Source organism: Nocardia sp. 2TAF39, assembly GCF_052114905.1.
GTDB lineage: Bacteria > Actinomycetota > Actinomycetes > Mycobacteriales > Mycobacteriaceae > Nocardia.
In genome coordinates, this window is sequence record NZ_JBFRFQ010000005.1 from 20,370 (window position 1) to 40,842 (window position 20,473).

General features: G+C 67.1%; 18 protein-coding genes and 1 pseudogene. 11 read left to right on the forward strand and 8 right to left on the reverse strand.

Annotated features, from left to right (window positions below; translation table 11 throughout):
• The first annotated feature begins 42 nt into the window (after positions 1-42).
• The gene (locus AB4Z47_RS04650; protein ID WP_441948084.1) at positions 43-1,008 is read left to right on the forward strand and encodes a D-2-hydroxyacid dehydrogenase; all 966 of its coding nucleotides are present in this window, start codon (positions 43-45) and stop codon (positions 1,006-1,008) included.
• 27 nt (positions 1,009-1,035) lie between these two features.
• Positions 1,036-2,421, forward strand: coding sequence for an amidase (locus AB4Z47_RS04655; RefSeq protein ID WP_441948299.1), 1,386 nt, complete (start codon positions 1,036-1,038; stop codon positions 2,419-2,421).
• A gap of 51 nt (positions 2,422-2,472) precedes the next feature.
• Here the strand turns inward: AB4Z47_RS04655 and AB4Z47_RS04660 are convergent, their stop codons facing one another.
• Both AB4Z47_RS04660 and AB4Z47_RS04665 read right to left on the reverse strand, forming a co-directional pair.
• On the reverse strand, positions 2,473-2,967 hold the full coding sequence (locus AB4Z47_RS04660; protein ID WP_441948085.1) for a DUF3830 family protein: 495 nt from the start codon (positions 2,965-2,967) through the stop codon (positions 2,473-2,475).
• Between the two features lie 85 nt (positions 2,968-3,052).
• Positions 3,053-4,294 (reverse strand): aspartate aminotransferase family protein, encoded by a 1,242-nt coding sequence (locus AB4Z47_RS04665; protein ID WP_441948087.1) that lies wholly within the window; start codon positions 4,292-4,294, stop codon positions 3,053-3,055.
• Between the two features lie 133 nt (positions 4,295-4,427).
• Between AB4Z47_RS04665 and AB4Z47_RS04670 the strand changes: the two genes are divergently transcribed.
• Together AB4Z47_RS04670 and AB4Z47_RS04675 are read left to right on the forward strand one after the other, a co-directional pair.
• On the forward strand, positions 4,428-5,900 hold the full coding sequence (locus tag AB4Z47_RS04670; RefSeq protein ID WP_441948088.1) for an NAD-dependent succinate-semialdehyde dehydrogenase: 1,473 nt from the start codon (positions 4,428-4,430) through the stop codon (positions 5,898-5,900).
• A 90-nt stretch (positions 5,901-5,990) separates the two neighbouring features.
• Complete coding sequence (locus tag AB4Z47_RS04675; protein WP_441948089.1) at positions 5,991-7,073, forward strand: tartrate dehydrogenase; 1,083 nt, start codon at positions 5,991-5,993, stop codon at positions 7,071-7,073.
• A 67-nt stretch (positions 7,074-7,140) separates the two neighbouring features.
• Here AB4Z47_RS04675 and AB4Z47_RS04680 read toward each other — a convergent pair whose 3' ends face one another.
• On the reverse strand, positions 7,141-7,887 hold the full coding sequence (locus AB4Z47_RS04680; RefSeq protein WP_441948090.1) for a metal-dependent transcriptional regulator: 747 nt from the start codon (positions 7,885-7,887) through the stop codon (positions 7,141-7,143).
• Between the two features lie 558 nt (positions 7,888-8,445).
• Between AB4Z47_RS04680 and AB4Z47_RS04685 the strand changes: the two genes are divergently transcribed.
• The 3 genes from AB4Z47_RS04685 to AB4Z47_RS04695 all read left to right on the forward strand — a co-directional run bounded on the left by AB4Z47_RS04685 (position 8,446) and on the right by AB4Z47_RS04695 (position 10,842).
• Positions 8,446-8,739, forward strand: a complete 294-nt coding sequence (locus AB4Z47_RS04685) for a recombinase family protein (RefSeq protein WP_441948300.1) — start codon at positions 8,446-8,448, stop codon at positions 8,737-8,739.
• Positions 8,740-8,858: 119 nt separating this feature from the next.
• Positions 8,859-9,791 (forward strand): hypothetical protein, encoded by a 933-nt coding sequence (locus tag AB4Z47_RS04690; protein ID WP_441948092.1) that lies wholly within the window; start codon positions 8,859-8,861, stop codon positions 9,789-9,791.
• A 310-nt stretch (positions 9,792-10,101) separates the two neighbouring features.
• A complete protein-coding gene (locus AB4Z47_RS04695; protein ID WP_441948094.1) occupies positions 10,102-10,842 on the forward strand; it encodes an SDR family oxidoreductase in 741 nt (246 codons plus the stop codon).
• 228 nt (positions 10,843-11,070) lie between these two features.
• On the opposite strand, the gene AB4Z47_RS04700 is transcribed toward AB4Z47_RS04695, so the two are convergent.
• Positions 11,071-13,080, reverse strand: a complete 2,010-nt coding sequence (locus AB4Z47_RS04700; protein ID WP_441948096.1) for a polyprenyl synthetase family protein — start codon at positions 13,078-13,080, stop codon at positions 11,071-11,073.
• A 148-nt stretch (positions 13,081-13,228) separates the two neighbouring features.
• Between AB4Z47_RS04700 and AB4Z47_RS04705 the strand changes: the two are divergent.
• Positions 13,229-13,403, forward strand: a pseudogene (locus AB4Z47_RS04705) (M24 family metallopeptidase); the annotation flags it as partial.
• A 35-nt stretch (positions 13,404-13,438) separates the two neighbouring features.
• Entirely contained in the window at positions 13,439-14,680 is a 1,242-nt protein-coding gene (gene lhgO / locus AB4Z47_RS04710) for an L-2-hydroxyglutarate oxidase (RefSeq protein ID WP_441948097.1), read from the forward strand.
• A 108-nt stretch (positions 14,681-14,788) separates the two neighbouring features.
• On the opposite strand, the gene AB4Z47_RS04715 is transcribed toward lhgO, so the two are convergent.
• The 3 genes from AB4Z47_RS04715 to AB4Z47_RS04725 all read right to left on the reverse strand — a co-directional run bounded on the left by AB4Z47_RS04715 (position 14,789) and on the right by AB4Z47_RS04725 (position 16,991).
• A complete protein-coding gene (locus tag AB4Z47_RS04715; RefSeq protein ID WP_441948099.1) occupies positions 14,789-15,190 on the reverse strand; it encodes a hypothetical protein in 402 nt (133 codons plus the stop codon).
• Positions 15,191-15,346: 156 nt separating this feature from the next.
• A complete protein-coding gene (locus AB4Z47_RS04720; protein WP_441948100.1) occupies positions 15,347-16,534 on the reverse strand; it encodes an aminotransferase-like domain-containing protein in 1,188 nt (395 codons plus the stop codon).
• Position 16,535: 1 nt separating this feature from the next.
• Positions 16,536-16,991 carry a cupin domain-containing protein gene (locus AB4Z47_RS04725; RefSeq protein WP_441948102.1) on the reverse strand — a complete coding sequence of 152 codons (456 nt, stop codon included), beginning with the start codon at positions 16,989-16,991 and terminating at the stop codon, positions 16,536-16,538.
• Between the two features lie 623 nt (positions 16,992-17,614).
• Here AB4Z47_RS04725 and AB4Z47_RS04730 point away from each other — a divergent pair.
• Positions 17,615-18,586 carry a bifunctional riboflavin kinase/FAD synthetase gene (locus AB4Z47_RS04730; RefSeq protein WP_441948104.1) on the forward strand — a complete coding sequence of 324 codons (972 nt, stop codon included), beginning with the start codon at positions 17,615-17,617 and terminating at the stop codon, positions 18,584-18,586.
• 3 nt (positions 18,587-18,589) lie between these two features.
• Here AB4Z47_RS04730 and AB4Z47_RS04735 read toward each other — a convergent pair whose 3' ends face one another.
• Complete coding sequence (locus AB4Z47_RS04735; protein WP_441948106.1) at positions 18,590-19,408, reverse strand: alpha/beta fold hydrolase; 819 nt, start codon at positions 19,406-19,408, stop codon at positions 18,590-18,592.
• 238 nt (positions 19,409-19,646) lie between these two features.
• On the opposite strand from AB4Z47_RS04735, the gene rpsO reads away from it, so the two are divergent.
• Positions 19,647-19,916 carry a 30S ribosomal protein S15 gene (gene rpsO, locus AB4Z47_RS04740; protein WP_327119649.1) on the forward strand — a complete coding sequence of 90 codons (270 nt, stop codon included), beginning with the start codon at positions 19,647-19,649 and terminating at the stop codon, positions 19,914-19,916.
• Positions 19,917-20,473: the final 557 nt, after the last annotated feature.

The following is a 20,473-nucleotide window of genomic DNA, read 5'->3' on the forward strand; positions in this document are numbered from 1 at the left end:
CGGATTGTTGACAATCATACGATGTGATCTTAACGTGTCAATATGGATCAGGGCCCGATTGTCGTCGTCCTGCATAGTGACAGTGTGCCCGACGCCGAGCGGATGGCCTCCGTGGCAGACCGCGCCGTGGTTCGCTACACGGAGGCGTCCGGGCTCGCCGACGCACTGCGCGGGGCGGAGGCGTTGTTCGTCTACGACTTCGGCACTCGCGCGCTCCCCGGCGCGTGGCACGCCGCCGACCGGCTTCGGTGGCTGCACATGGGATCGACCGGTGTGGACCCGGCGATGTTTCCCGAGTTGCGGGCGAGTGATGTGGTGGTGACCAATACCAGAGGCGTCTTCGATGGCGCGATCGCCGAATACGTGCTCGGGCAGATTCTGAGCTTCGCCAAGGACCTGTCCGGCTCGCTGCTGTTGCAGCAGCGGCACGAGTGGCGCCACCGCGAGTCCGAGCGAATCGAGGGGGCTACCGCACTCATCGTGGGCACCGGCTCGATCGGGCGCCGCATCGCCCGGCTGCTGCGCGCGGCGGGGATCTCCGTGCGAGCGGTGGGCAGGCGGGAGCGCGCCGCGGACCCGGATTTCGGCACCGTCGCCACCGACCTGCACGCCGAACTGCCCTGCGCCGACTACGTCATCGCGATCGCCCCGCTGACGCCGCGGACCAGAAACATGTTCGACGCCAGCGCTTTCGCAGCGATGAAGCCGCATGCCAGGTTTGTCAACGTCGGTCGTGGGGAACTCGTTGTAACCGACGATCTCGTCGCCGCGCTGCGCACCGGATCGATCGCCGCTGCGGCGCTCGATGTGGTGGATCCGGAGCCGCTTCCGGCGCAGCATCCGCTATGGGAGCTGCCGAATGTCCGAATCACCCCGCACAACTCGGGTGACTTCATCGGCTGGCGCACCGAGATCGTCACCGCATTCACCGAGAACTTCGACAAATGGATCGCCGGACGTCCGCTGGACAACGTGGTCGACAAAAGGCTGGGGTACGTGCCCGGCTGAAGGAGCCCAGTCATGAGCTACCCCGACATGAACACCCCAACCGACCCGGCCGCCATGACGGCGGTCGAGCTGGTCTCGGCCTACGCGGCGGGCGTATTGTCGCCCGTGGAGGCGACCGAGGCGATCCTGCGGGCCATCGCCGACCGCGACGGCGCGTTCAACGCCTTCTGCCTCGTCGATCGCGACCGCGCCCTGGTGCAGGCGAAGGATTCCGAGGCGCGCTGGCATTCCGGCCACGCCCGCGGACTGCTCGACGGCGTGCCGATCTCGATCAAGGACGTCTTCCTGACCGAGGGGTGGCCCACTCGGCGCGGCTCCACCTCGATCGACCCGAGCGGGCCGTGGCCGGTGGACAGCCCTGTGGCCGCGCGGCTACGCGAGGACGGGATGGTGTTTCTCGGCAAGACGACCACCCCCGAGATCGCGTGGAAGGCAGTGACCGACAGCCCGTTGACCGGCATCACCCGCAACCCGGCCGATCCGTCCACTACCGCGGGCGGGTCTTCCGGCGGCAGCGCCGCCGCCGTGGCGGCGGGCATGGGCCCGGTCTCGGTCGGCACAGACGGCGGAGGGAGCGTGCGCATTCCGGCCGCCTTCTGCGGCATCGTCGGCTTCAAGCCCACTTATGGCCGGATTCCGCTGTACCCGGCCAGCCCCTTCGGTCCGCTGGCGCACGCGGGACCGATGACCCGCACCGTCGAGGACGCGGCATTGCTGATGGACATCCTTTCGCTGCCCGATCCGCGCGACCCGACGGCGCTTGCGCCGACGCTCACCGCTTTCCGCGCCGAGATGCATCGCGAGGTGCAGGGTCTCCGCGTGGCGTACTCGGCGACGCTCGGCTACGCCCAGGTCGACTCCGAAGTCGCCACGATCGTTGACGCGGCGGTGGCCCGCCTTGCCGACGCTGAACTGCTGGTCAGCGCGGCCGATCCGGGTTTCACCGATCCACGCGAGGCGTTCGAGCTGCTGTGGGCGGCGGGTGCGGCCACCATGCTGTCCGGCTTCCTGGAGGGCACACGCGAGCGGGTCGACCCCGGGCTGCGTGCGGTGTGGGAGCGCGGCGAAACCGTCGGCGCCGTCGATTATCTCGTGGCGCGCAACGTGGCGGCACAGATCGGCATCACGATGGGCGCCTTCCACACCGACTACGACGTCCTGATCACGCCGACGGTGCCGATTCCCGCGTTCGAGGCGGGTCACGACGTGCCGCCCGACAGCGGTCTGCGGAGCTGGCCGCAGTGGACGCCGTTCACCTACCCGTTCAACCTCACCCAGCAGCCCGCGATCAGCATCCCGGCGGGCACCACGCGCGCCGGACTGCCGGTCGGATTGCAGATCGTCGGCCCGCGCCACTCCGACGATCTGGTGTTGGCCGTGGCCCGCTACGCCGAACACGTGCTGGCGTCCTGAACGCGAACAGCGGCCCCGGAGTGATCCGGGGCCGCTGGGTTGTGGACGTGGTCAGGCGCGGGCGAAGGCGAGTGTCTCGCCTTGCACTCCCTGCACCCACAGGGCATTGCAGGCCGCGGCGATCTCGGCGAGCCCGTCCTCGATGGTGGCGAAGACATTGCCGGGAACCCAGCCCAGATCACCATTGATCAGCAGGTTGTTGCGGCCGTAGAACAGGGCCAGGTCGGTGGCGCCGCGCTCGTGCCCGGCCGCCGACCCGGCCTCGTAGCCGTAGGCCGGGTTGCCGATCTCCCACGGCTCGAAGTCGAACAGGCACACGTCGCCGGGGATCGGTGTGACGGTCGGATTCTCCCGATGTGGCGCCGCGCCGATCCGCGGGACGAGGGTGTAGACCTCGTTGCGGGCGTACTTGGCGTGAAACGCGTCACCCTCCTGTGGCAGCGCATCCCACACGGCCGCGCAGGTTTGCGGAGCCTCCGCGTCCAGCAGCCGTGCGCGACAAGACACTCCGGCTTTGGTGAGGCTGATGGTGATGTAGCGGGCCATGCGGTCCTGCTTCCTGGTTGGTGCTCGGCGATCGAGCACAGCGGTCACGGAGCGAGCGACCTGCGGCGGTCGCCGCGGGATAGTGCTACAGCTCGGCGAGGACCTCGGACCAGATCGAGAGTGCATCGTCGATCTGAGTATCGGTCACAATCAGCGGCGGGATCATCCGTACTACGTTCATGTGTGCGCCGCAGGTCAGCAGCAGCAGCCCCTTGGCCACCGCCGCACGCTGGGCGGACGCCGCGGTGGCCGGATCGGGTTCGCCGGTGGCCGTGGTGAATTCGGCGCCCGCGAGCAGCCCGAGTCCGCGCACGTCGCCGATCGCCTTGGTAGCGCGATCGCGGAGGCCGCGCAGCAGCTGTGTGCCCCGGGCGGCGGCGTTCTGCACCAGCCCTTCGGATTCGATGACGTCGAGCGTAGCGATTGCCGCCGCGCACGCTACGGCGTTGCCGCCATAGGTGCCGCCTTGTGACCCCGGCCACGCCCGCGCCATCAGTTCGCGCGATGCCGCGATGCCTGAGAGCGGGAAGCCGCTGGCCAGTCCCTTGGCGATGGTGATCACGTCAGGGCGCACGCCGAAGTGCTGGTGGCCGAAGAACTTTCCGGTGCGCCCGAAGCCGGTCTGGATCTCGTCGAAGACCAGCAGGATGCCGTGCCGGTCCGCGCGCTCGCGCAATCCGCGGAAGAACTCGGTGTTGCCCGGGATGTAGCCGCCCTCGCCGAGTACTGGCTCGACAATGAACGCCGCTGTCTCCGCCGGAGAGGTGAGCGTGGCGAACAGATAGTCGAGCTCACGCAGCGCGAAGGCGGTAGCCTCCTGCTCGCTCCAGCCGTAGCGGAACGCAGTGGGGAAGGGCGCGACGTGCACACCCGACATGAGCGGACTGAATCCCGCCGAGAACCGGGTGCCGGAGGTGGTCATGGTCGCGGCGGCGACGGTGCGGCCGTGGAATCCGCCGTGGAAGACGACGACGTTCGGCCGCCCGGTGGCCTGTCGCACCAGCCGCAGCGCCGCCTCGACCGCCTCGCTGCCGGAGTTGGCGAAGAACAGCGCGTCCAGTCCGTCGGGAAGTACCGCGCCGAGCCGCTCGGTCAGCTCGAGCAGCGGCCGGTGCATGACGGTCGTGTACTGGCCGTGGATCAGCGAGGCGACCTGCGCCTGCGCCGCCGCGACCACGTGCGGATGGCAGTGGCCGGTGCTTGTGACGCCGATGCCCGCGGTGAAGTCGAGATATCGACGGCCGTCGGTGCCGTAGAGATAGCACCCCGTGCCGTGGTCGACGGTCACCGGAGTGGCCTGTTTCAGGACGGGCGATAGCTCGGTCATGGTGATCCGCCTCCGTGTGCGTTTGGGCGTACATCCGACGTTGTCTATTGTCGGATTGTCGACAATATGCATAACATGGCCGCACGGGTCGCAGCAATGGCCGGACGCTGCGCGGGGATGAGAGGAGCCGCCGATGCTCACCGAGAGCACCCTCAGCGCGGGGGAGCGCGCCGCGATCGACACAGTGCCGCGGGGTCTGTTCATCGACGGGCAGTGGCGAGAAACCGCCGGATCGCTGCCGGTCGTCGATCCGGCGACCGGACAGCTGCTCTGCGAGGTAGCGGATGCCGACCCGGCGGACGGACTCGCGGCCCTGGACGCGGCGTGCGCGGCACAGGCGGACTGGGCCCGCACACCGCCGCGGGAGCGCAGCGACCTGCTGATGCGCGTGCACCGCGCGCTGCTGGCCGACGTCGACCGGCTCGGACTGATCGCGACGCTCGAGATGGGTAAGCCGCTGGCCGAGGCGCGCGGTGAGATCGCCTATGCCGCAGAGTTCTTCCGTTGGTTCGCCGAAGAGGCCGTGCGCCTCGATGGCGGCTATCTGCCCGCACCGACCGGCGGCTCACGGTTCCTGGTGACCAGGCAGCCGGTCGGCCCGAGCCTGCTCATCACACCATGGAACTTCCCGATCGCCATGGGGGCGCGCAAGATCGCGCCCGCACTCGCCGCCGGTTGCACCAGCGTGGTGAAACCAGCTGAGCAGACGCCGCTTTCGATGCTGGCGCTGGCCGAGGTGCTGTCCGAATCCGGGCTCCCCGCCGGAGTGGTCAATGTCGTCACGACCGCCGACCCGGCAGGGGTGATGACTCCGCTCATCCTCGACGGCCGCTCCCGCAAACTGTCGTTCACCGGCTCGACCGCGGTGGGTAAACAGCTGCTCGCGCAGTGCGCGCAAACGGTCATGCGCACGTCGATGGAGCTCGGCGGTAACGCCCCCCTGCTGGTGTTCGACGACGCCGACCTCGACGAGGCGGTCGAGGGCGCGCTCGCGGCGAAGATGCGCAACATCGGTCAGGCCTGCACCGCCGCCAACCGCATTCTGGTTCAGCGCTCCGTCGCCGCCGACTTTGCACGCCGCCTGGCGGACCGAATGGCGGCGTTGCCGATCGGCCGTGGCACCGAACCGAACGTGGTCGTCGGCCCGCTCATCGACGCCGACGCCGTGGCCAAGGTGCAGTATCTGGTCGGCGATGCCCGCGCCCGCGGGGCCACCGTGCTCACCGGCGGCACCGTGCTCGACGGGCCTGGCACCTTCTATCCCGCGACCGTGCTGGTCGACGTGCCCGACGACGCGGAGTTGTGCCACACCGAGATCTTCGGTCCGGTCGCCGCGATCGGTATCTTCGACACCGAGGACGAGGCGATCACCCGTGCCAACGACACCCCCTACGGATTGGTGAGTTACGTGTTCACCGAGAACCTCCGACGCGGACTGCGGGTGTGCGAGGCGCTGGAGACCGGCATGGTGGGGCTCAACCAGGGCGTGGTGTCGAATCCGGCCGCGCCGTTCGGCGGCGTCAAGGAGTCCGGGCTCGGCCGGGAGGGCGGCCTGACCGGGATCGACGAGTTCCTGGAGACCAAGTACATCGGAGTACGACTGTGAAGGAGTCACAGTGACTGAGCGTCAGCGAGCGAACCGAGGACACAGCGCGCACTCGCGTACGACGAAGCCGAGCGTCAGCGAGGCGCAGTCGTGAGTGGATACCGCATCGCCACCATCCCGGGCGACGGCATCGGCGTCGACGTCACCGCGGCGGCGGTAGCCGTGCTCGACGCGGTGCTGCCCGGGCTGGAATGGACCGAATTCGACTGGTCCTGTGAGAATTACCTGCGCACCGGCGCGATGATGCCGGCCGACGGTGCGGAACGGCTCGCGGGTTTCGACGCGATCCTGCTCGGCGCGGTCGGCTTTCCCGGTGTGCCCGACCATGTTTCGCTGTGGGGCCTGCTGATCCCGTTGCGCCGCGCCTTCGGCCAGTACGTCAACCTGCGTCCGGTGCGCCTGCTGCCAGGAACCCAGTCCGCGCTGCGCGACCGCACCGCCGACGACCTGGACATCCTCATCGTGCGGGAGAACTCGGAGGGCGAGTATTCCCGCATCGGCGGCATCCACAACGAAGGCCGTTCCGACGAATTCGTGCTCCAAGAATCGGTGTTCACCCGCGTCGGGTGCGAACGGATCATTCGCTACGCCTTCGAGCGGGCCACCGAACGGTCCGGGCGGCTGTGCTCGGCGACGAAATCGAACGGACTCATCCACTCGATGCCGTACTGGGACAGCGTCTTCGAGCGCATCGCGACCGAGTATCCACAGGTCACGACTCGCCAGATGCATGTCGACGCGCTGGCTGCCGAACTGGTGCTGCATCCGGACCGGCTCGACGTGATCGTCGGCTCGAATCTGTTCGGCGACATCCTCTCCGACCTTGCCGCCGCCGTCACCGGAGGGCTGGGCCTTGCGCCTTCGGGCAATATCAATCCCGACCGCACCGCCCCGTCGATGTTCGAGGCCGTGCACGGCAGCGCACCCGATATCGCCGGGCAGGGCATCGCCGACCCGGTCGCCCAGATCCTGGCCGGCGCTATGCTGCTCGATCACCTCGGCGAGTCCGCGGCGGCTTTCGCGGTTGATCGAGCCGTGTGCGATGTGCTTGCGGCGGGCGATGTCCGCACCCCGGACCTCGGCGGCACCGCCACCACCGCCGATCTCGGCGCCGTGATCGCCGACCGCGCCGCGGAACTGGCGCGGCAACCGGCCCCCGTCGAACGAAGCTGACCGGCTCGGTCCGAAAACCCCTGTCCTGCAGAGTCTTATCCCGTCGCCGACCCGCAGACCGCCCTGGTCAGGCGGTGAGCCAGATGGCCTCGGCGGCAGGGCGGCCCAGGTCGGTCGGTGACTCGGTGGCGCCGATACGGATGGCGATGGTGCCCGCGTAGTCGCGGCGCTCGACGACCGTGATGGTGGTGTCCAGAGCGATGCCGACGGAGTCGAAGTAACGCAGCATGTCCGGGTCGGAGTCCGAGATGCGGGCGACGCGGCCGGACTCTCCCGCGTGGAAGTCGCTGAGCTGACGCGCGGGCGGAGTGGGCACCGCTCCGTCCACCGACGGAATCGGGTCGCCGTGCGGGTCGCGGTCGGGGTAGCCGAGTTTGGCGTCGATGCGGGCCATCAGCAGTTCCGAGACCGCGTGCTCGAGCACCTCGGCCTCGTCGTGCACCTCGTCCCAGCGGTAGCCGAGCTCGTTGACCAGGAACGTCTCCAGCAGCCGGTGCCTGCGCACCATGGCCACGGCGGCGCGGCGCCCCGCCGGGGTGAGGGTGATCGCGCCGTAGCGGGCATGTTCCACCAGTCCCTGGTCGGCGAGCTTGCGCACCGCCTCGGAGACCGTCGACGCGGACACGCCGATCCGCTCGGCGAGCAACTTGGTCGAGACCTTCTCCTGCGACCACTCCTGCGCGGTCCAGATCACCTTCAGGTAATCCTGGGCGACCGACGAGAGGGCGATCGTCGCGGTACCGCCGTGCGGTTCCCCCTGCACGGGGGCGTCGGCCAGCTCGCGTCGCGTGGCGATATCTCGTTTACCAGGCACATACCCGAGCTTAGGCACAAGGGTGCCCATACACACATTCAGACACCTGAACGCGGCAAACTCGCACAATATGCGTGTTCATCGGGTCATGCCTCACCGCTCGCGGCTTCGCGGGAGAGTCGGCGGTGTGGTGCTCGAACAACTCGGGTGCCCGCCGGTACGGCAGCCGGGCCCGCCCTGTCTCGAGATGGGTACTCTATCGGCCACAACGGGTTTGGTCTTGCGGTCGGTCAGGAAAGCTGGCCCGAGCCGCAATGTAGGTCAGGAGGTAGTGCGATCATCCATGAGGTTTCAGTGACCGGATTCCGAGCTGGCAAACCGTTCCAGTTCTGAGAAGTGGAACAGCTCGAACGAAGCTTCGGGTCGGCAGATGGTGGGACGGATGTCCGGACTGCGACATGGGTCGATACGATTGCGCCCTGTTCCACAAATCGTCTCACTGGAAGTCGCCGGGATGAGTTCAGGAACCGCCGTGCGGAATCAATTTCCGATACGGTCGCGCCATGATGACGGTGGATCAGACCGGCGCGACCGTCGACCGGCCCGGCCTGAAGGCTGCTGGCCTACGCTCGGTCCGGGAACGGAATCGTGATGCACATCCCGGACCGGTTGGGTCGCAACCTGCGGCGGATTCTGAACCTTATCCACGGCCTGCGGGAGAACGGGATCGGGGTGAAATCCCTTGCCGATCCGGTGCCGATCGACATCGCCGGCGAGGGCGTGGGCCAGGTGGCGGTGCTGCCATTGGCGCTGTTCACCGAGGTGGAACGCACCTGCACCGCCGAGCGGGCTGCGCGCCCGCGCGGCCGCCGAAGCGACGGGCCGGCGCATCGGCCACCGGATAAGTCGTAGTACATGGAAACTCCTGCAGCACAAGTGGCCTGCCTGCACGGTAAGGTGGACCCGGCCGCGGTCACGCCGGAACGCAACCGCACCGGTGGCGCATTTCGGGTGTTGGCGGTCAAAACAGGATGAAGTCGCCAATCGCCGAGACCGTTCAGGCTGCCACGCGGGCGCTGGCCTCCGCGTTCCGAGACACCGCTAAGGCGCTCTCGGCGCGCTACCGTGCGACCGAATCCGCCTTGCGCTCGGGGGCCGTCGGCTTGGCCGAGGCTGATACCCGAACACAGATGCTGGTGAAAGCTTCCGGACTCGCGTTCGCTGTCGGTGTGGGCGCGAGTGTGGGTCCCGACATCGGAAACGAAGTCGCCGACGTCCTCGCACCGAGCGGCGACTCGGAAGACCTGGGTCCGGAGGTGGACCGGCTGGTCGCGATGTCGCCCACCTTGTCGAAAAACGTGCGGGAACTTCAGGCCGCGGGCTGGACGATCGGTTACGGCTCGATCAAGGCCGGTGGCACCACGAACCGAGGCGAGAAGAAGATCCTGATCAACCCGGACGGAAAGAACGATCCGTTGCTGATCACAGCGGAATTGGCGCACGAGACCGGCCATGCCACCGCGGGCTCCGAATACATCTACTCGATCACCGACCCCGGACCCGGCGAAGACTACCGGCAGTGGTACGACAAGAATCTGTACAAGGCGTATCAGGACGAGTCCAATGCGGGATTGATGACCGCCAAGGTGCGGCGGGAAATCCTCGACAACGGCGGGCCGGATATCGACCACATCGACGACATCACCAAGACCTCTTACGACGCTTACGCCGCCGGTGATCTCACCAGACAGGCCGCGGTCGACCTGCTCGCCGACCATCTGCGTGATCATCCCGGCGGGTATCGCGACTATTATGGAAAAGACCTGGACAAACGCTGGGAGGAAGTCACCGGGACGCCGCCGCCCGATTCGCCCGGCAGTCTGCCCGGCAACGCCGGGGTTGCCCCGGGAAGTGATGGTAGCGCCGCCGGCAATAGCACCGACATCGACGGTCCCTACAAGTAGGGCCCAGGGTCCTGCGATCGCGTACCGCCGCCATAGCGAACCCATGCCTCCTGCACCAGCAACTGGTCGCCTCTAGGAGCCCGGCATGACGCCACAGGGCTCGAATTCATGAACCTCTGACAGAAACATTCCGCCACAGGTTTGCTGATGGGATGCTGGAAGGGTGGCAGGGTAGTCGGCTACTTGTGCCGGCGGTCGCTGGAAAGGCCCGATCGAATTCGGGCCGCCGCAGTGACCAGGGCTTCGGACATCAGTGCAATCGACCTCTATGAACCTCCGGCGTGCCCGCGCGCCGTGAAAGGTGAGAACCATGAAGCTCATAGTCATCGGCGGTACCGGACGGATCGGCTCGCAGGTGGTCCAGAAGCTGACCGCAGCCGGACATGAGGCCGTCCCCGCGTCACCGTCCACCGGCGTCGATCTGATCACGGGAAAGGGTTTGGACCAGGCGCTGGAGGGCGCCGACGTCGTTGTCAACGTGGCGAACTCGCCGACCTTCGATGAGGCGTCTGTGGACTTCTTCCGCACCTCCATGACCAACCTGCTCGCCGCAGGAGACAGGGCCGGTGTCCGGCACCAGGTCGTCCTCTCGATCGTCGGAGTGGACCAGGTGCCCCAGCTGGACTACTACCGGGCCAAGACCCTGCAGGAGGACCTGCTCCGACAGGGGCCCACGCCGTACTCCATCGTGCGCGCCACCCAGTTCTTCGAGTTCGTGGACGCGGTCTTGTCCGACACCTCCGACGACGACACCGTCCGACTACCCGCCACCCGCGTGCAGCCGATCGCCGCCGCGGACGTCGTCGACGCGGTCGTCGAGGTCTCCACTGGTAGCCCGCTGCGAGGGATCCGGAACGTCGCCGGACCGGACGTCTTCCCCCTCGACGAACTCGGCATGGTCACCCTGGCGGCACAGCACGACAGCCGCACCGTCGTCACCGACGACAAGGCCGGCATGTTCGCTGCCGTCACCGGTGATGTGCTCACCGCAGGGCCGGACGCACACCTGGCAGCCACGCACTACCGGGACTGGATCCAGAGGGCCCACTGAACCAGGGCTTCCACGGACCGGCCGCATGGAAAGAGGCCACTCGACGACTCGAGTACCTGACCGACTTGTTCTCAGCGCTCGGGCCGCGTCTCGAAAGGGCGATCGCTGTCCTTGCCGGCGTCGTCGAGCACCAACGGGGTTGCGTCATGCCAGTAGGCGTCCGCCAGGTCAGTTCCTCGGCGGGTGTTCCGGCCCGCGGAGCACCCCGGCTTTGCCGGTGGCGGGGGCTTACGGCGCGGTAGGAGCGGGTTCGGCCGCCGGGAGGTAGATCTCACGGCGCAAGCGTTCCAAGTCCGGCGCTGCGGGAGCGGAATTCTGCGTGAACCGATCGCTCTGATTCACCCGAAGCGCCCCTTGCGCAATGATTTTGTACATCGACGCGTATTTTTTCCCTTGACCCGACAGGCCGGGAAGCATGCGGAAGAGAGCGGGTGCGTAGCGGAGCGTCGCGTCGAGCTGGGCGCGGTGCTCCGCCAGCTGGCGCTGTACCTGCTCGATGGCTTCGCTGCGGGTGCAGCCGGTCTCGTGCCGGACCGCCCGGACCAGGTTGTAGGGGACATGGTCCGCCTCGTCGCGTTCCAACCCCACCAGGTCGTTCTCCACGAAGGTCACCCAGAAGGCGAGTTCCTCGAGACGCCGGATCACGGGGTGGTTGCGCAGCTTCGGCGGCAGTTCCCGGTCCTGGTGCACCTCCAGGTAGGCGAGGGCGACATCGATGCCACTGGTCGACTTCCGCAGTGGTAGGTAGTCGGCCGTGGAGGGGATGTAGCCGTTGATGCGATGGTGTGCTTCGCGTTCGCAGGCTTCGAACCACTCCTCGTGGTTGTCGAGGAACCGCTGCTGCCAGCGGGTGCTCCGGCCCTCGCGCAGGCGCGGCCACAAACTCGCCCATGCCCTCGGGATCGCGCCAGGACGCCACGGTGTCTGTGGGTCCTGGCGCAGCGTTGCCACCAGGCCACGCCGCAGCGCGGTGACGGCTTCCGGGTCCCGCAGCTGCGGATCCTCGAACAGGTCGTCCCACAGAAAGGCCAGCACGGCCAGGCCGACGCTGGTCTGTTCACGGGCAGCGTCCGCGGGGGCCAAGTCAAACGCCCCGATCCGGAGCGCGCCCGCCCACCGGTGGTAGTCGGCTTCGGCCGCGGAGACGGCAAGGCCGGTGTCCACCATCCAACTCCGCAGCCAACGCGCGGCCTCCTGCGAGAGCGCCGCACGGTGGGCTTGGGGTAGCTGCGTCGACTGCCGGGAGACCGTCGCAGGAACATGAGTTCGCCGGTCGAGTGCGGACCGGGCGTAAGTGATGATCGCGTGGCGTGCGCGCGGGTCAGCGGCCAGAGCGGCGAGCTGATCGGCCGCCTGGTCCATGAATTCATCGGCTCTCGAGCGCGCTTCGTCTACGGCACCGGAGGCGATGACGAGGTCACGCGCACGTGCGGCTTCCGCACCCGTCATTGCTCTGCCCAGCAGGCGGGCAAGGTCCCGGTCGCGGGCAGCCGCGCGGATCACGGGAAGTGTGTAGATGCCCTCGGGCAGATCCGCGTTGACGGGCTTGCCCATCTCTTCGGCGGTCGAGGTGAGGTCGAGGATGTCATCACGCAGCTGGTAGGCCAACCCGAAGTACCGGCCGAACAGGGCCAATGCCTCTTCTTCCTCCTCGGAGCGGCCGGCCTGCATCGCGCCCACCCGGCACGCCAGCGACAGCAGCACCGCCGTTTTGCCGTCGATCGACTCCAGGTAGGCCTGCTCACTGCGGGCGGACACGTAGAGGTCGGCGGCCTCGATCACCATGCCCGCGCACATCTGCTCGCTCGCGATCGCCCCCGCGAGAACTTCGCGCAGGCCCAGTTCGGCCATCAAGCGCCCGCCCGAGGCCGTCACGGCGTCTCCACCCAATACCGCCATATGCGATCCCCACACCGCGTTGGCGTTGGGGCGGCCGCGACGCTCGTACGCGTGATCGATGACGTCGTCGTGGTAGAGCGAGCCCAGATGCAGCAACTCTATCGCGGCGGCGGCGCGCACCGCGCGGTCGTCGGCCGGCACCGCGGGATCGGTGAGCAGGTAGTACGACAGCAAGGTCAAGGTGGGACGGACCAGGCGGCGAGAGGTGTCGGGCCCTTCGTTTGTGAGTGCGGTCAGCTCGGGTCTACCCTCGAACCGCACAGGTCCGAGAACATCGCGGACGCGGTCGAGGTCCGCATCCAGATGCGGGAAGACAGCGGAATCGATTTCACGTGGCACGCGGGCACTCCTGACTGGTTACATCGGTCATCTACAACACCGCCGATCAATGGCAATTCGACACCACCATTACGCGGAAGATGTTGGTATCGGCCAATTTTGATGCGGCAAGTGAGGGCGCCTCGATCTCCTCGTACTCGGCAGACAGGTGAATATCCGCTATGTGACCGGTACGCCGCGACTGTGGACGGCGGGGACCAGGCCGTTCGGCCCCGACTGTCCGCGTCCGCGAAACCGGCGACATCCACCTGTTGAGAACCTGGAACGAAGGCGTTCCCGAGGACATCCCGCACGACCACCTGTACGGCATCATGTGGAACCCATCGGTATGAACACGATTTCATCAGGAGAGGACGCCATGAGCGATGATCCGGCCGCCGGAGATGACGCCGGTACCTACGATGTCGCCATTGTCGGTGCAGGCATAGTCGGGCTTGCGGTCGCGCGGGAGATGCTGTCGCGGCGTCCAGCGGCGCGTTTGATCGTCATCGACAAGGAGCACGCCGTTGCGCGGCACCAGACCGGGCGCAATTCGGGTGTGATTCACGGTGGGATCTACTACACACCCCGATCGTTGAAGGCACGCTTGTGCGTCGAGGGCGCGCGGTTGATGTACGACTATTGCGACGAGCACGCCATTCCGTACGAGCGATGCGGCAAGCTGATCGTGGCCGTCGCGGACCGGGAGCTCGCGGGTCTCGACGAACTGGAGTCCCGAGGACACGCCAACGGCGTGCCGGGGCTCCGGCGGGTCGGTGCCGAGGAGATCCCCGACATCGAACCGGCGGCTCGCGGTGTGAGCGCACTGCACGCACCCGACACCGGCATCGTCGACTACGGTCTTGTTGCCCGGACGATCGAGCGCGAGCTACGGGACAAGGGAGTGCATTTCGCGTTGGGCCGCGAGATCACCGGGATGCGCCGGACCGGCGCGCACACCGTGCTCGAGCACGCCGACGGCGAATTCCGCGCGGGTCGGGCGGTCTGCTGCGCAGGCTTGTGGTCCGATCGGCTCGCGGTGTCGGCCGGGGCCGCACCGGATCCGCGCATCCTTCCGTTTCGCGGCGAGTACCTGCACCTGGCCGCCGATCAGGAGCCGGTGGTGCGGGGGATGGTGTATCCGGTCCCGGATCCGGCGTTGCCGTTTCTCGGTGTCCACATCACCAAGCACATCGACGGTCGGGTGTCGCTGGGGCCCACCGCCATGCTGGTCGGTTCGCGCGAAGGCCGCCGTGCGCTGCAGGTGTCCGCGCGCGACGTGGCGAGCACACTCGCCTGGCCCGGGACATGGAAGGTGGCGCAGCGGTTCTGGCGGGTCGGCCTCACCGAGATCCACATGGCCTCCAGTCACCGCGCCTTCGTGCGAGCATGCGCGAAATACGTACCTGCCGTGGCCTCGATGCGGTTGGACGAGCACACCGGAAGTGGCGTACGGGCGCAAGCGGTCGCCCGCGACGGGACGCTCGTCGACGACTTCGTGCTGTCGCAGACTGCGGGCGTCGTCCATGTCCGCAACGCTCCGTCGCCGGCCGCGACGTCGGCGTTCGCGTTGGCGCGGGAACTGGCCGACCGCTTCGAGAAGCACTCCGTCACCGGCTGATCCGCCCCGCCGCATCGCGAACCTTCGGCAACCAAGGCGTCATCGGCTACACCGACCCCCGCCAATGTCGAAGCCCTGCTCGGACGCCCGAAACCCGGGCCGTGACCGCTAGGTTGACCGGCGAGCCTCGGCAACACCATCGAATCTTCGGCCGGTCAGCCGCGCGGTCGACGGGGCACGCAGCGGCTCACCGGAGAGGTTGTAGAACGTCGCGGTGGCCGATCCCGTGAACCGGTCGCCGGTCACCTCGAGTTCGAAGGCGACGATCCCTTTACTCACCACTGCGGGGTCGTCCCGATCGACAACGAACTCCACGAACGCGCCGGAAACGAGGGCGCCGTCGGAGCGCCACGTGCCCATGCCGTTGCTGTCGCTGGTGGCACGATTGCCGTGGTCAGGGTTCGACTGCAGCATGGTGCCGCCGGCGTGGAACTGCATCACGTGGTAAGCGAACGGAGCGCCATCGGCGATGACCTCCCATGTCCCGAGAACGGGATGCTGATCACTCACGGCTGAGCCTCGCTGGCGCTCGGTTCCGGCATGACCGAGAACTCGGCTGTGTTCATTGTTCGCTCGCTGCGCTCGCTCATGCCTCCACCTCGCTGGCGCTCGGTTCCGGCATGACCGAGAACTCGGCTGTGTTCATTGTTCGCTCGCTGCGCTCGCTCATGCGGTGTCCTTGCATACGGTGGCCAGCAGTTCGATGCCGCGGTCGATGTCGTCTTGCGGCACATTCGCGAAGCTCAGTCTCATCGTGTTGTGGTGGTCGGCCTCGCTGTCGGCGAAGAAGACGCTCCCAGGCAGGAAGGCGACGCCGTGCCGCAGGGCCTTGTCCAGAAGCGCGTCGGCGTCGAAACCTCGCGGGCCCTCGATCCACAGGAACATCCCGCCCTCGGGCTCGACCCACCGGAAGCCGTTCGGAAAGTGCCGCTCGACGGCGTCGACCAGAGAGTCCAATTTGGCCGAGTACGTGCCGACGACGTGGGTGAGGTGCGTCGCTCCCGCCGCGCTACCCAGAAACTCCGCGGCTATCGCCTGACAGTACGTCGATGTTTGCATATCGATGCCCTGCTTCAGAGCGAGCACATTGTTCAGCAGCTCGGGAGGCATGACGGTGATACCGACACGGATCGCCGGCGCAAGGGTTTTCGACAGCGACGTGATGTAGACCGAGTTGTCCGGCGCAAAGGAATAGAGCGCAGGTGGTGACACCCCGCGGTAGCGCAGGTCGGTATATACGTCGTCTTCGACCACCAGCGCGCCTCGGCGGACAACGATATCGGCTATCTGGATTCGCCGCTCGGTCGGCATCGTTCGCCCAGTAGGGTTTTGGAAGGTCGGCAGCAGGTACACGAAGGCGACGTCATATCGGGCCAGGGCCTCGTCCAGCGCTTCCGGCACGATTCCGAAATCGTCGGATGCCACCTCGACAACGGTCGCGCCGTGGCTACGGAATACCTTGACGGCCGGTCCATAGGTCGGGGTTTCCACCAGAACCACGTCGTGAGGGTCGAGCAGCGCCAAACACACGTTGTGCAATGCTCCGGACCCGCCGGTCGCGATATGCAGTCTGTCGAGTGAGCACCGAATATGACGGTGACTCAAAAGGTTTCGGGCCTGATCGAGTAGGGGTGCGAATCCCCTGGTCATACCGTACTGGAGGACCGCACTTCCGTATTTGCCGATGACGTCTCGGGACAGTGCCGAGACGAGTTCGCCCGGCAACAGTGCAGGGTCCGGCGCGCCGACGGCGAACGAGACCACCTCAGGGCGTTGTGCGAGCGCCGCAAAGATGTCGTCGATCGGGCCGCTGGTCACCGCGGTCGCACCGCGGCTGCGTTTGCCGAGAGCCATCTCACGAACCGATCGGGTGACGTCGCCGCAGCCCGGCCACGACATCGGGTACGTCGACGTCGTGTTCCGGCGCCAACACGACGTCGTCGTTGAACAGGGGATCGGTCCGCATCTCCACCGCGACCAGGTCCTCGGCCTCGTCGAGGTTCACGGCCACGTGGATGACACCCTCGGGGATGTAGATGAACTCGCCTGGGCCATGAAAGTGTGGAGTCAATTCGGGCCCGATCAGCGTGACCGCCCTACCGCGCAGGCAGACGACGATGATCTCGCTGTGCGCATGGTAATGCGCTTTCGACATCGCGCCGGGAGCCATGTTGACCATGCCCGCAGAGATGCCCGTCGCACCGCAGGTTTCTTTTGTGACACAAGGGATCAAGCGTTGTCGTTGCCGTCCGATTGTCTCCGCCGATTCGGACGGACCGATCACACGGACTCGCTTGGCTGCACTTTTCATGGGGTTACTCCCGGATACTGCTGGCGCCGACAGGGTCGGACGCTAGACCATTCCCACCACTGGCGTGAGGTGAAAGTTCTGGTCGGGGAAATTCCGGCATGCGCAGGCTATTCGCGAATCGACCCTGCTCGTTTCCGAGTTGGGCATCGAGAATTCGCACGGCGGTTGTCTCGGCGAAGTAGATGCGGCCGTCGGTGTCGTGAACTGCGACGTTGTGGCGTAGCAGTCCACTACCTTTCCGGTGGACGTGCGGTATCCGCTGTCTCCCGGAGCCGGGCGGGTTCGGCGAACGTGGCGTCGCCGTCACCACAAGGTCCGCCGCCCGCAATCACGCGGACAGGCGGTTCCGGTGTGCCGACCCGATCTCCACAGCCCCGTCGGATCCGACATGGTGGCTGGGGTGACGGGTGACAGTGCGCGTGCTAGTGCGCAGTTGGGGCACTCTGAGGGGACGACGGTGGCGGGTCGTCACTACATTGATGAGAGCGGGTACATGCGCTCGGCGGTCGACAATGCGGATGTTCTAGAGTCGCTGGCTCCGGCCGAAGTTGGAACAAAGTTGGAATGAGGGTCCGGTGAGTTCGTTTGGGTTTGTCCCTGAGCTGCAAAGTAGGGTCTGAACTGTGCAGAGATGGCGAAGTCTCGACGAAGTGCCCGCGGACTGGGGGCGCTGCGTCCTCACGATCGGTGTGTTCGACGGTGTGCACCGCGGCCACGCCCAGCTGATCAGCCGGGCCGTCAAATCCGCCGCCGCGCGCGGTGTCCCCGCGGTGCTGATGACCTTCGACCCGCACCCGATGGAAGTGGTCCGCCCCGGCTCGCACCCCGCCCAGCTGACCACCCTGACCCGCAGGGCCGAGCTGGCCGAGGAACTGGGCGTCGACGTGTTCTGTGTGATGCCCTTCACCCAGGAATTCATGAAGCTCACCCCCGCCCGGTATGTGCACGATCTGCTCGTCGAGCGGCTGCACGTGGTCGAGGTCGTGGTCGGTGACAACTTCACCTTCGGCAAGAAGGCCGCGGGAACGGTCGCGACCATGCGAGAACTCGGTCAGCGCTTCGGGTTCGAGGTCGACGGCGTCACGCTGCTCGGCGAACATGCGGTGACCTTCTCCTCCACCTACATCCGCGCCTGCGTCGACGCGGGCGATATGGCGGCCGCCGCCGAGGCGCTCGGCCGTCCGCATCGGGTCGAGGGTGTCGTGGTGCACGGCGACGGCCGTGGCCGCCAGCTCGGCTTCCCGACCGCGAACGTCGCTCCGCCGATGCACGCCGCGATCCCGGCCGACGGCGTGTACGCGGGCTGGTTCACCGTGCTCGGCCCCGGCCCCACGATCGGCACCGTCACACCCGGCGAGCGGGCCATGGCCGCTATCTCGGTGGGTACCAACCCGACCTTCTCCGGCCGCGCCCGCACGGTCGAGGCGTACGTGCTCGACGGCGAGGCGGACCTCTACGGCCAGCACGTCGCGGTCGATTTCGTCGAGCACGTCCGCGGCCAGCGCAAGTTCGACTCGATCGACGAGCTCATCGAAACGATGGGCCGCGACGTGGAGACCGCACGCAAGATCCTGGCCGCCGTCGACGACCGCTGAGCGTCAGGACTTCATGAAGTCGAGCAGATCATCGTTGAGCTGCCTGGCATGCGTGATGTACAGCCCGTGCCCCGCGGTCGGGTACTCCTTGTAGACGCAGTTCGGGATGAGCTTCGCGGTCCGCCTGCTGCTCGCGTCGATCGGGATCGACTGATCCGGCTCCCCGTGCACGACCAGGGCGGGAACCGTCGAGTTCCGCAGCGTCTCCCGGTGGTCGGACTCGAAGGTCGACTCCCCTACCGCGATCGTGGCCCACGGCGAGGCGGACAGGCAGCGGCGGATCTCGTGCTCGATCAGCGCGGGGGAGACGTCGCTGCCGAGATGAGTGGCGAAGTAGCCCTGTGCGCGGTCGGCGAACCATTTGGGCCGGTCGGTGCGCCATTGGGCGATCGACGCGCGGCTCAGCGCCTCCGGAAGACCCTCGGGGTTGTCCTCGGTCTGCTTCAGGAACGGCAGCGTGGTGGCGAACAGAGCGATCCGCGCAACGCGGGACTCGCCGTGCCTGGCGAGATAGCGGGCGACCTCCGCACCGCCCGCAGAGTGGGCGACCAGGGTGATGTCGCGCAGATCCAGTCGTTCGATCAGCGCGGCCACGTCGTCGGCACGGGTGTCAAGGTCGTAGCCGACGGACGGGCGGTCGGAGCGGCCGTGCCCGCGCCGATCCAGCAGAACACAGCGGTAACCCTGCTCCACGAAGAACGGGACCTGGTATTCCCACATCTCCGCGTTGAGCGACCACCCGGCCAGAAACACCATCGGTGCACCGGTTCCATAGTCCTCGTAGGCCAGGCGGGTTCCGTCTGTCGTTTCCAGGTAGGGCATCGTTCTCTCCTCGTATTCGGCGGTTCGAGAAGAAGATTCGCACCCGCAATGCGGCGAGTCGATTACTCCGGAGGTAATGCTGGTTCTTCCCTGCCGATCGGGTGCACCGCCCGCGATTTCGGCGGGAACAGCCCGGTCCGGTAGGGTAGATCCTCGGGTTTGCTGCGGTCCGCGGCGGCGCCCGCACCGGGTCACCGGATATCCGAGCGCGGAACTGAGAAATAGGAGTGGATGCCGCATGGCGCTGACCACCGAGCAGAAGTCGGCGATTCTCGCCGAGTACGGCCTGCACGAGAAGGACACCGGTTCGCCGGAGGCGCAGATCGCGCTGCTGTCCAAGCGGATCGCCGACATCACCGAGCATCTGAAGAAGCACAAGCACGACCATCACACCCGCCACGGTCTGATGGCGCTGATCGGTCGTCGCAAGCGGCTGTCGAAGTACCTGCAGGACAACGACATCCACCGCTACCGTTCGCTGATCGAGCGCCTCGGTCTCCGGCGGTAACATTCGGCTGTGTTTTCGGCCGCGCGGGCGCGGCGTGTTCACGGCCCCCTTGTGGCCCGCGTCCGAGCGACCGACGCTGGCGACTTCGTCGCGGGCGCGTCGGCCGCTCGGACGCGAGCCGGGCCGCGAACAGGGGAATGCTAGGCCTCGCTCTGTTACGAAAATAGCGAATTTTCCCCACCCACGGCGGAGCGCGCAGCGCCCCTGAACAGCTTCGCTCGGAAACTGGGGTTCGGCCGGTGTGGTCGCGTCAGGGGGGAGCGGTGGCGGGCTGTGCGGCCTGCTACTGCGTGCCGTGCGGTCCCGTTGGTGAAGGCTCCTTCTTCGCTCGAAGATGACGGATGGGCCGGTGTGGGTAACGCGTGACTGCGGATTCGTCGCTGCGGTGACTTGTGGCTGACGTGACCGCCGCTGGCGACTTCGTCGCGTATCCGGCGGCCTTTCATGATTCGCGCATCCTCGGGGCTCGCATCGTGGTTGCCTGAGTGGCAAGTGACTGCTCGATTACGTGGTGTGTCCGAGGCGGTCGACAGCTCGGCCAACGGGGAGACGTACAA

Bases quoted from the DNA above. Each gene is read 5' to 3' on its own strand.
- AB4Z47_RS04695 (WP_441948094.1), top strand. From the start codon at position 10,102: ATGAAGCTCATAGTCATCGGCGGTACCGGACGGATCGGCTCGCAGGTG.
- AB4Z47_RS04720 (WP_441948100.1), bottom strand. From the start codon at position 16,534: ATGGCTCTCGGCAAACGCAGCCGCGGTGCGACCGCGGTGACCAGCGGC.
- AB4Z47_RS04690 (WP_441948092.1), top strand. From the start codon at position 8,859: ATGAAGTCGCCAATCGCCGAGACCGTTCAGGCTGCCACGCGGGCGCTG.
- lhgO (WP_441948097.1), top strand. From the start codon at position 13,439: ATGAGCGATGATCCGGCCGCCGGAGATGACGCCGGTACCTACGATGTC.
- AB4Z47_RS04665 (WP_441948087.1), bottom strand. From the start codon at position 4,294: ATGACCGAGCTATCGCCCGTCCTGAAACAGGCCACTCCGGTGACCGTC.
- AB4Z47_RS04735 (WP_441948106.1), bottom strand. From the start codon at position 19,408: ATGCCCTACCTGGAAACGACAGACGGAACCCGCCTGGCCTACGAGGAC.
- AB4Z47_RS04670 (WP_441948088.1), top strand. From the start codon at position 4,428: ATGCTCACCGAGAGCACCCTCAGCGCGGGGGAGCGCGCCGCGATCGAC.
- AB4Z47_RS04650 (WP_441948084.1), top strand. From the start codon at position 43: ATGGATCAGGGCCCGATTGTCGTCGTCCTGCATAGTGACAGTGTGCCC.
- AB4Z47_RS04725 (WP_441948102.1), bottom strand. From the start codon at position 16,991: ATGAAAAGTGCAGCCAAGCGAGTCCGTGTGATCGGTCCGTCCGAATCG.
- AB4Z47_RS04655 (WP_441948299.1), top strand. From the start codon at position 1,036: ATGAACACCCCAACCGACCCGGCCGCCATGACGGCGGTCGAGCTGGTC.
- rpsO (WP_327119649.1), top strand. From the start codon at position 19,647: ATGGCGCTGACCACCGAGCAGAAGTCGGCGATTCTCGCCGAGTACGGC.
- AB4Z47_RS04660 (WP_441948085.1), bottom strand. From the start codon at position 2,967: ATGGCCCGCTACATCACCATCAGCCTCACCAAAGCCGGAGTGTCTTGT.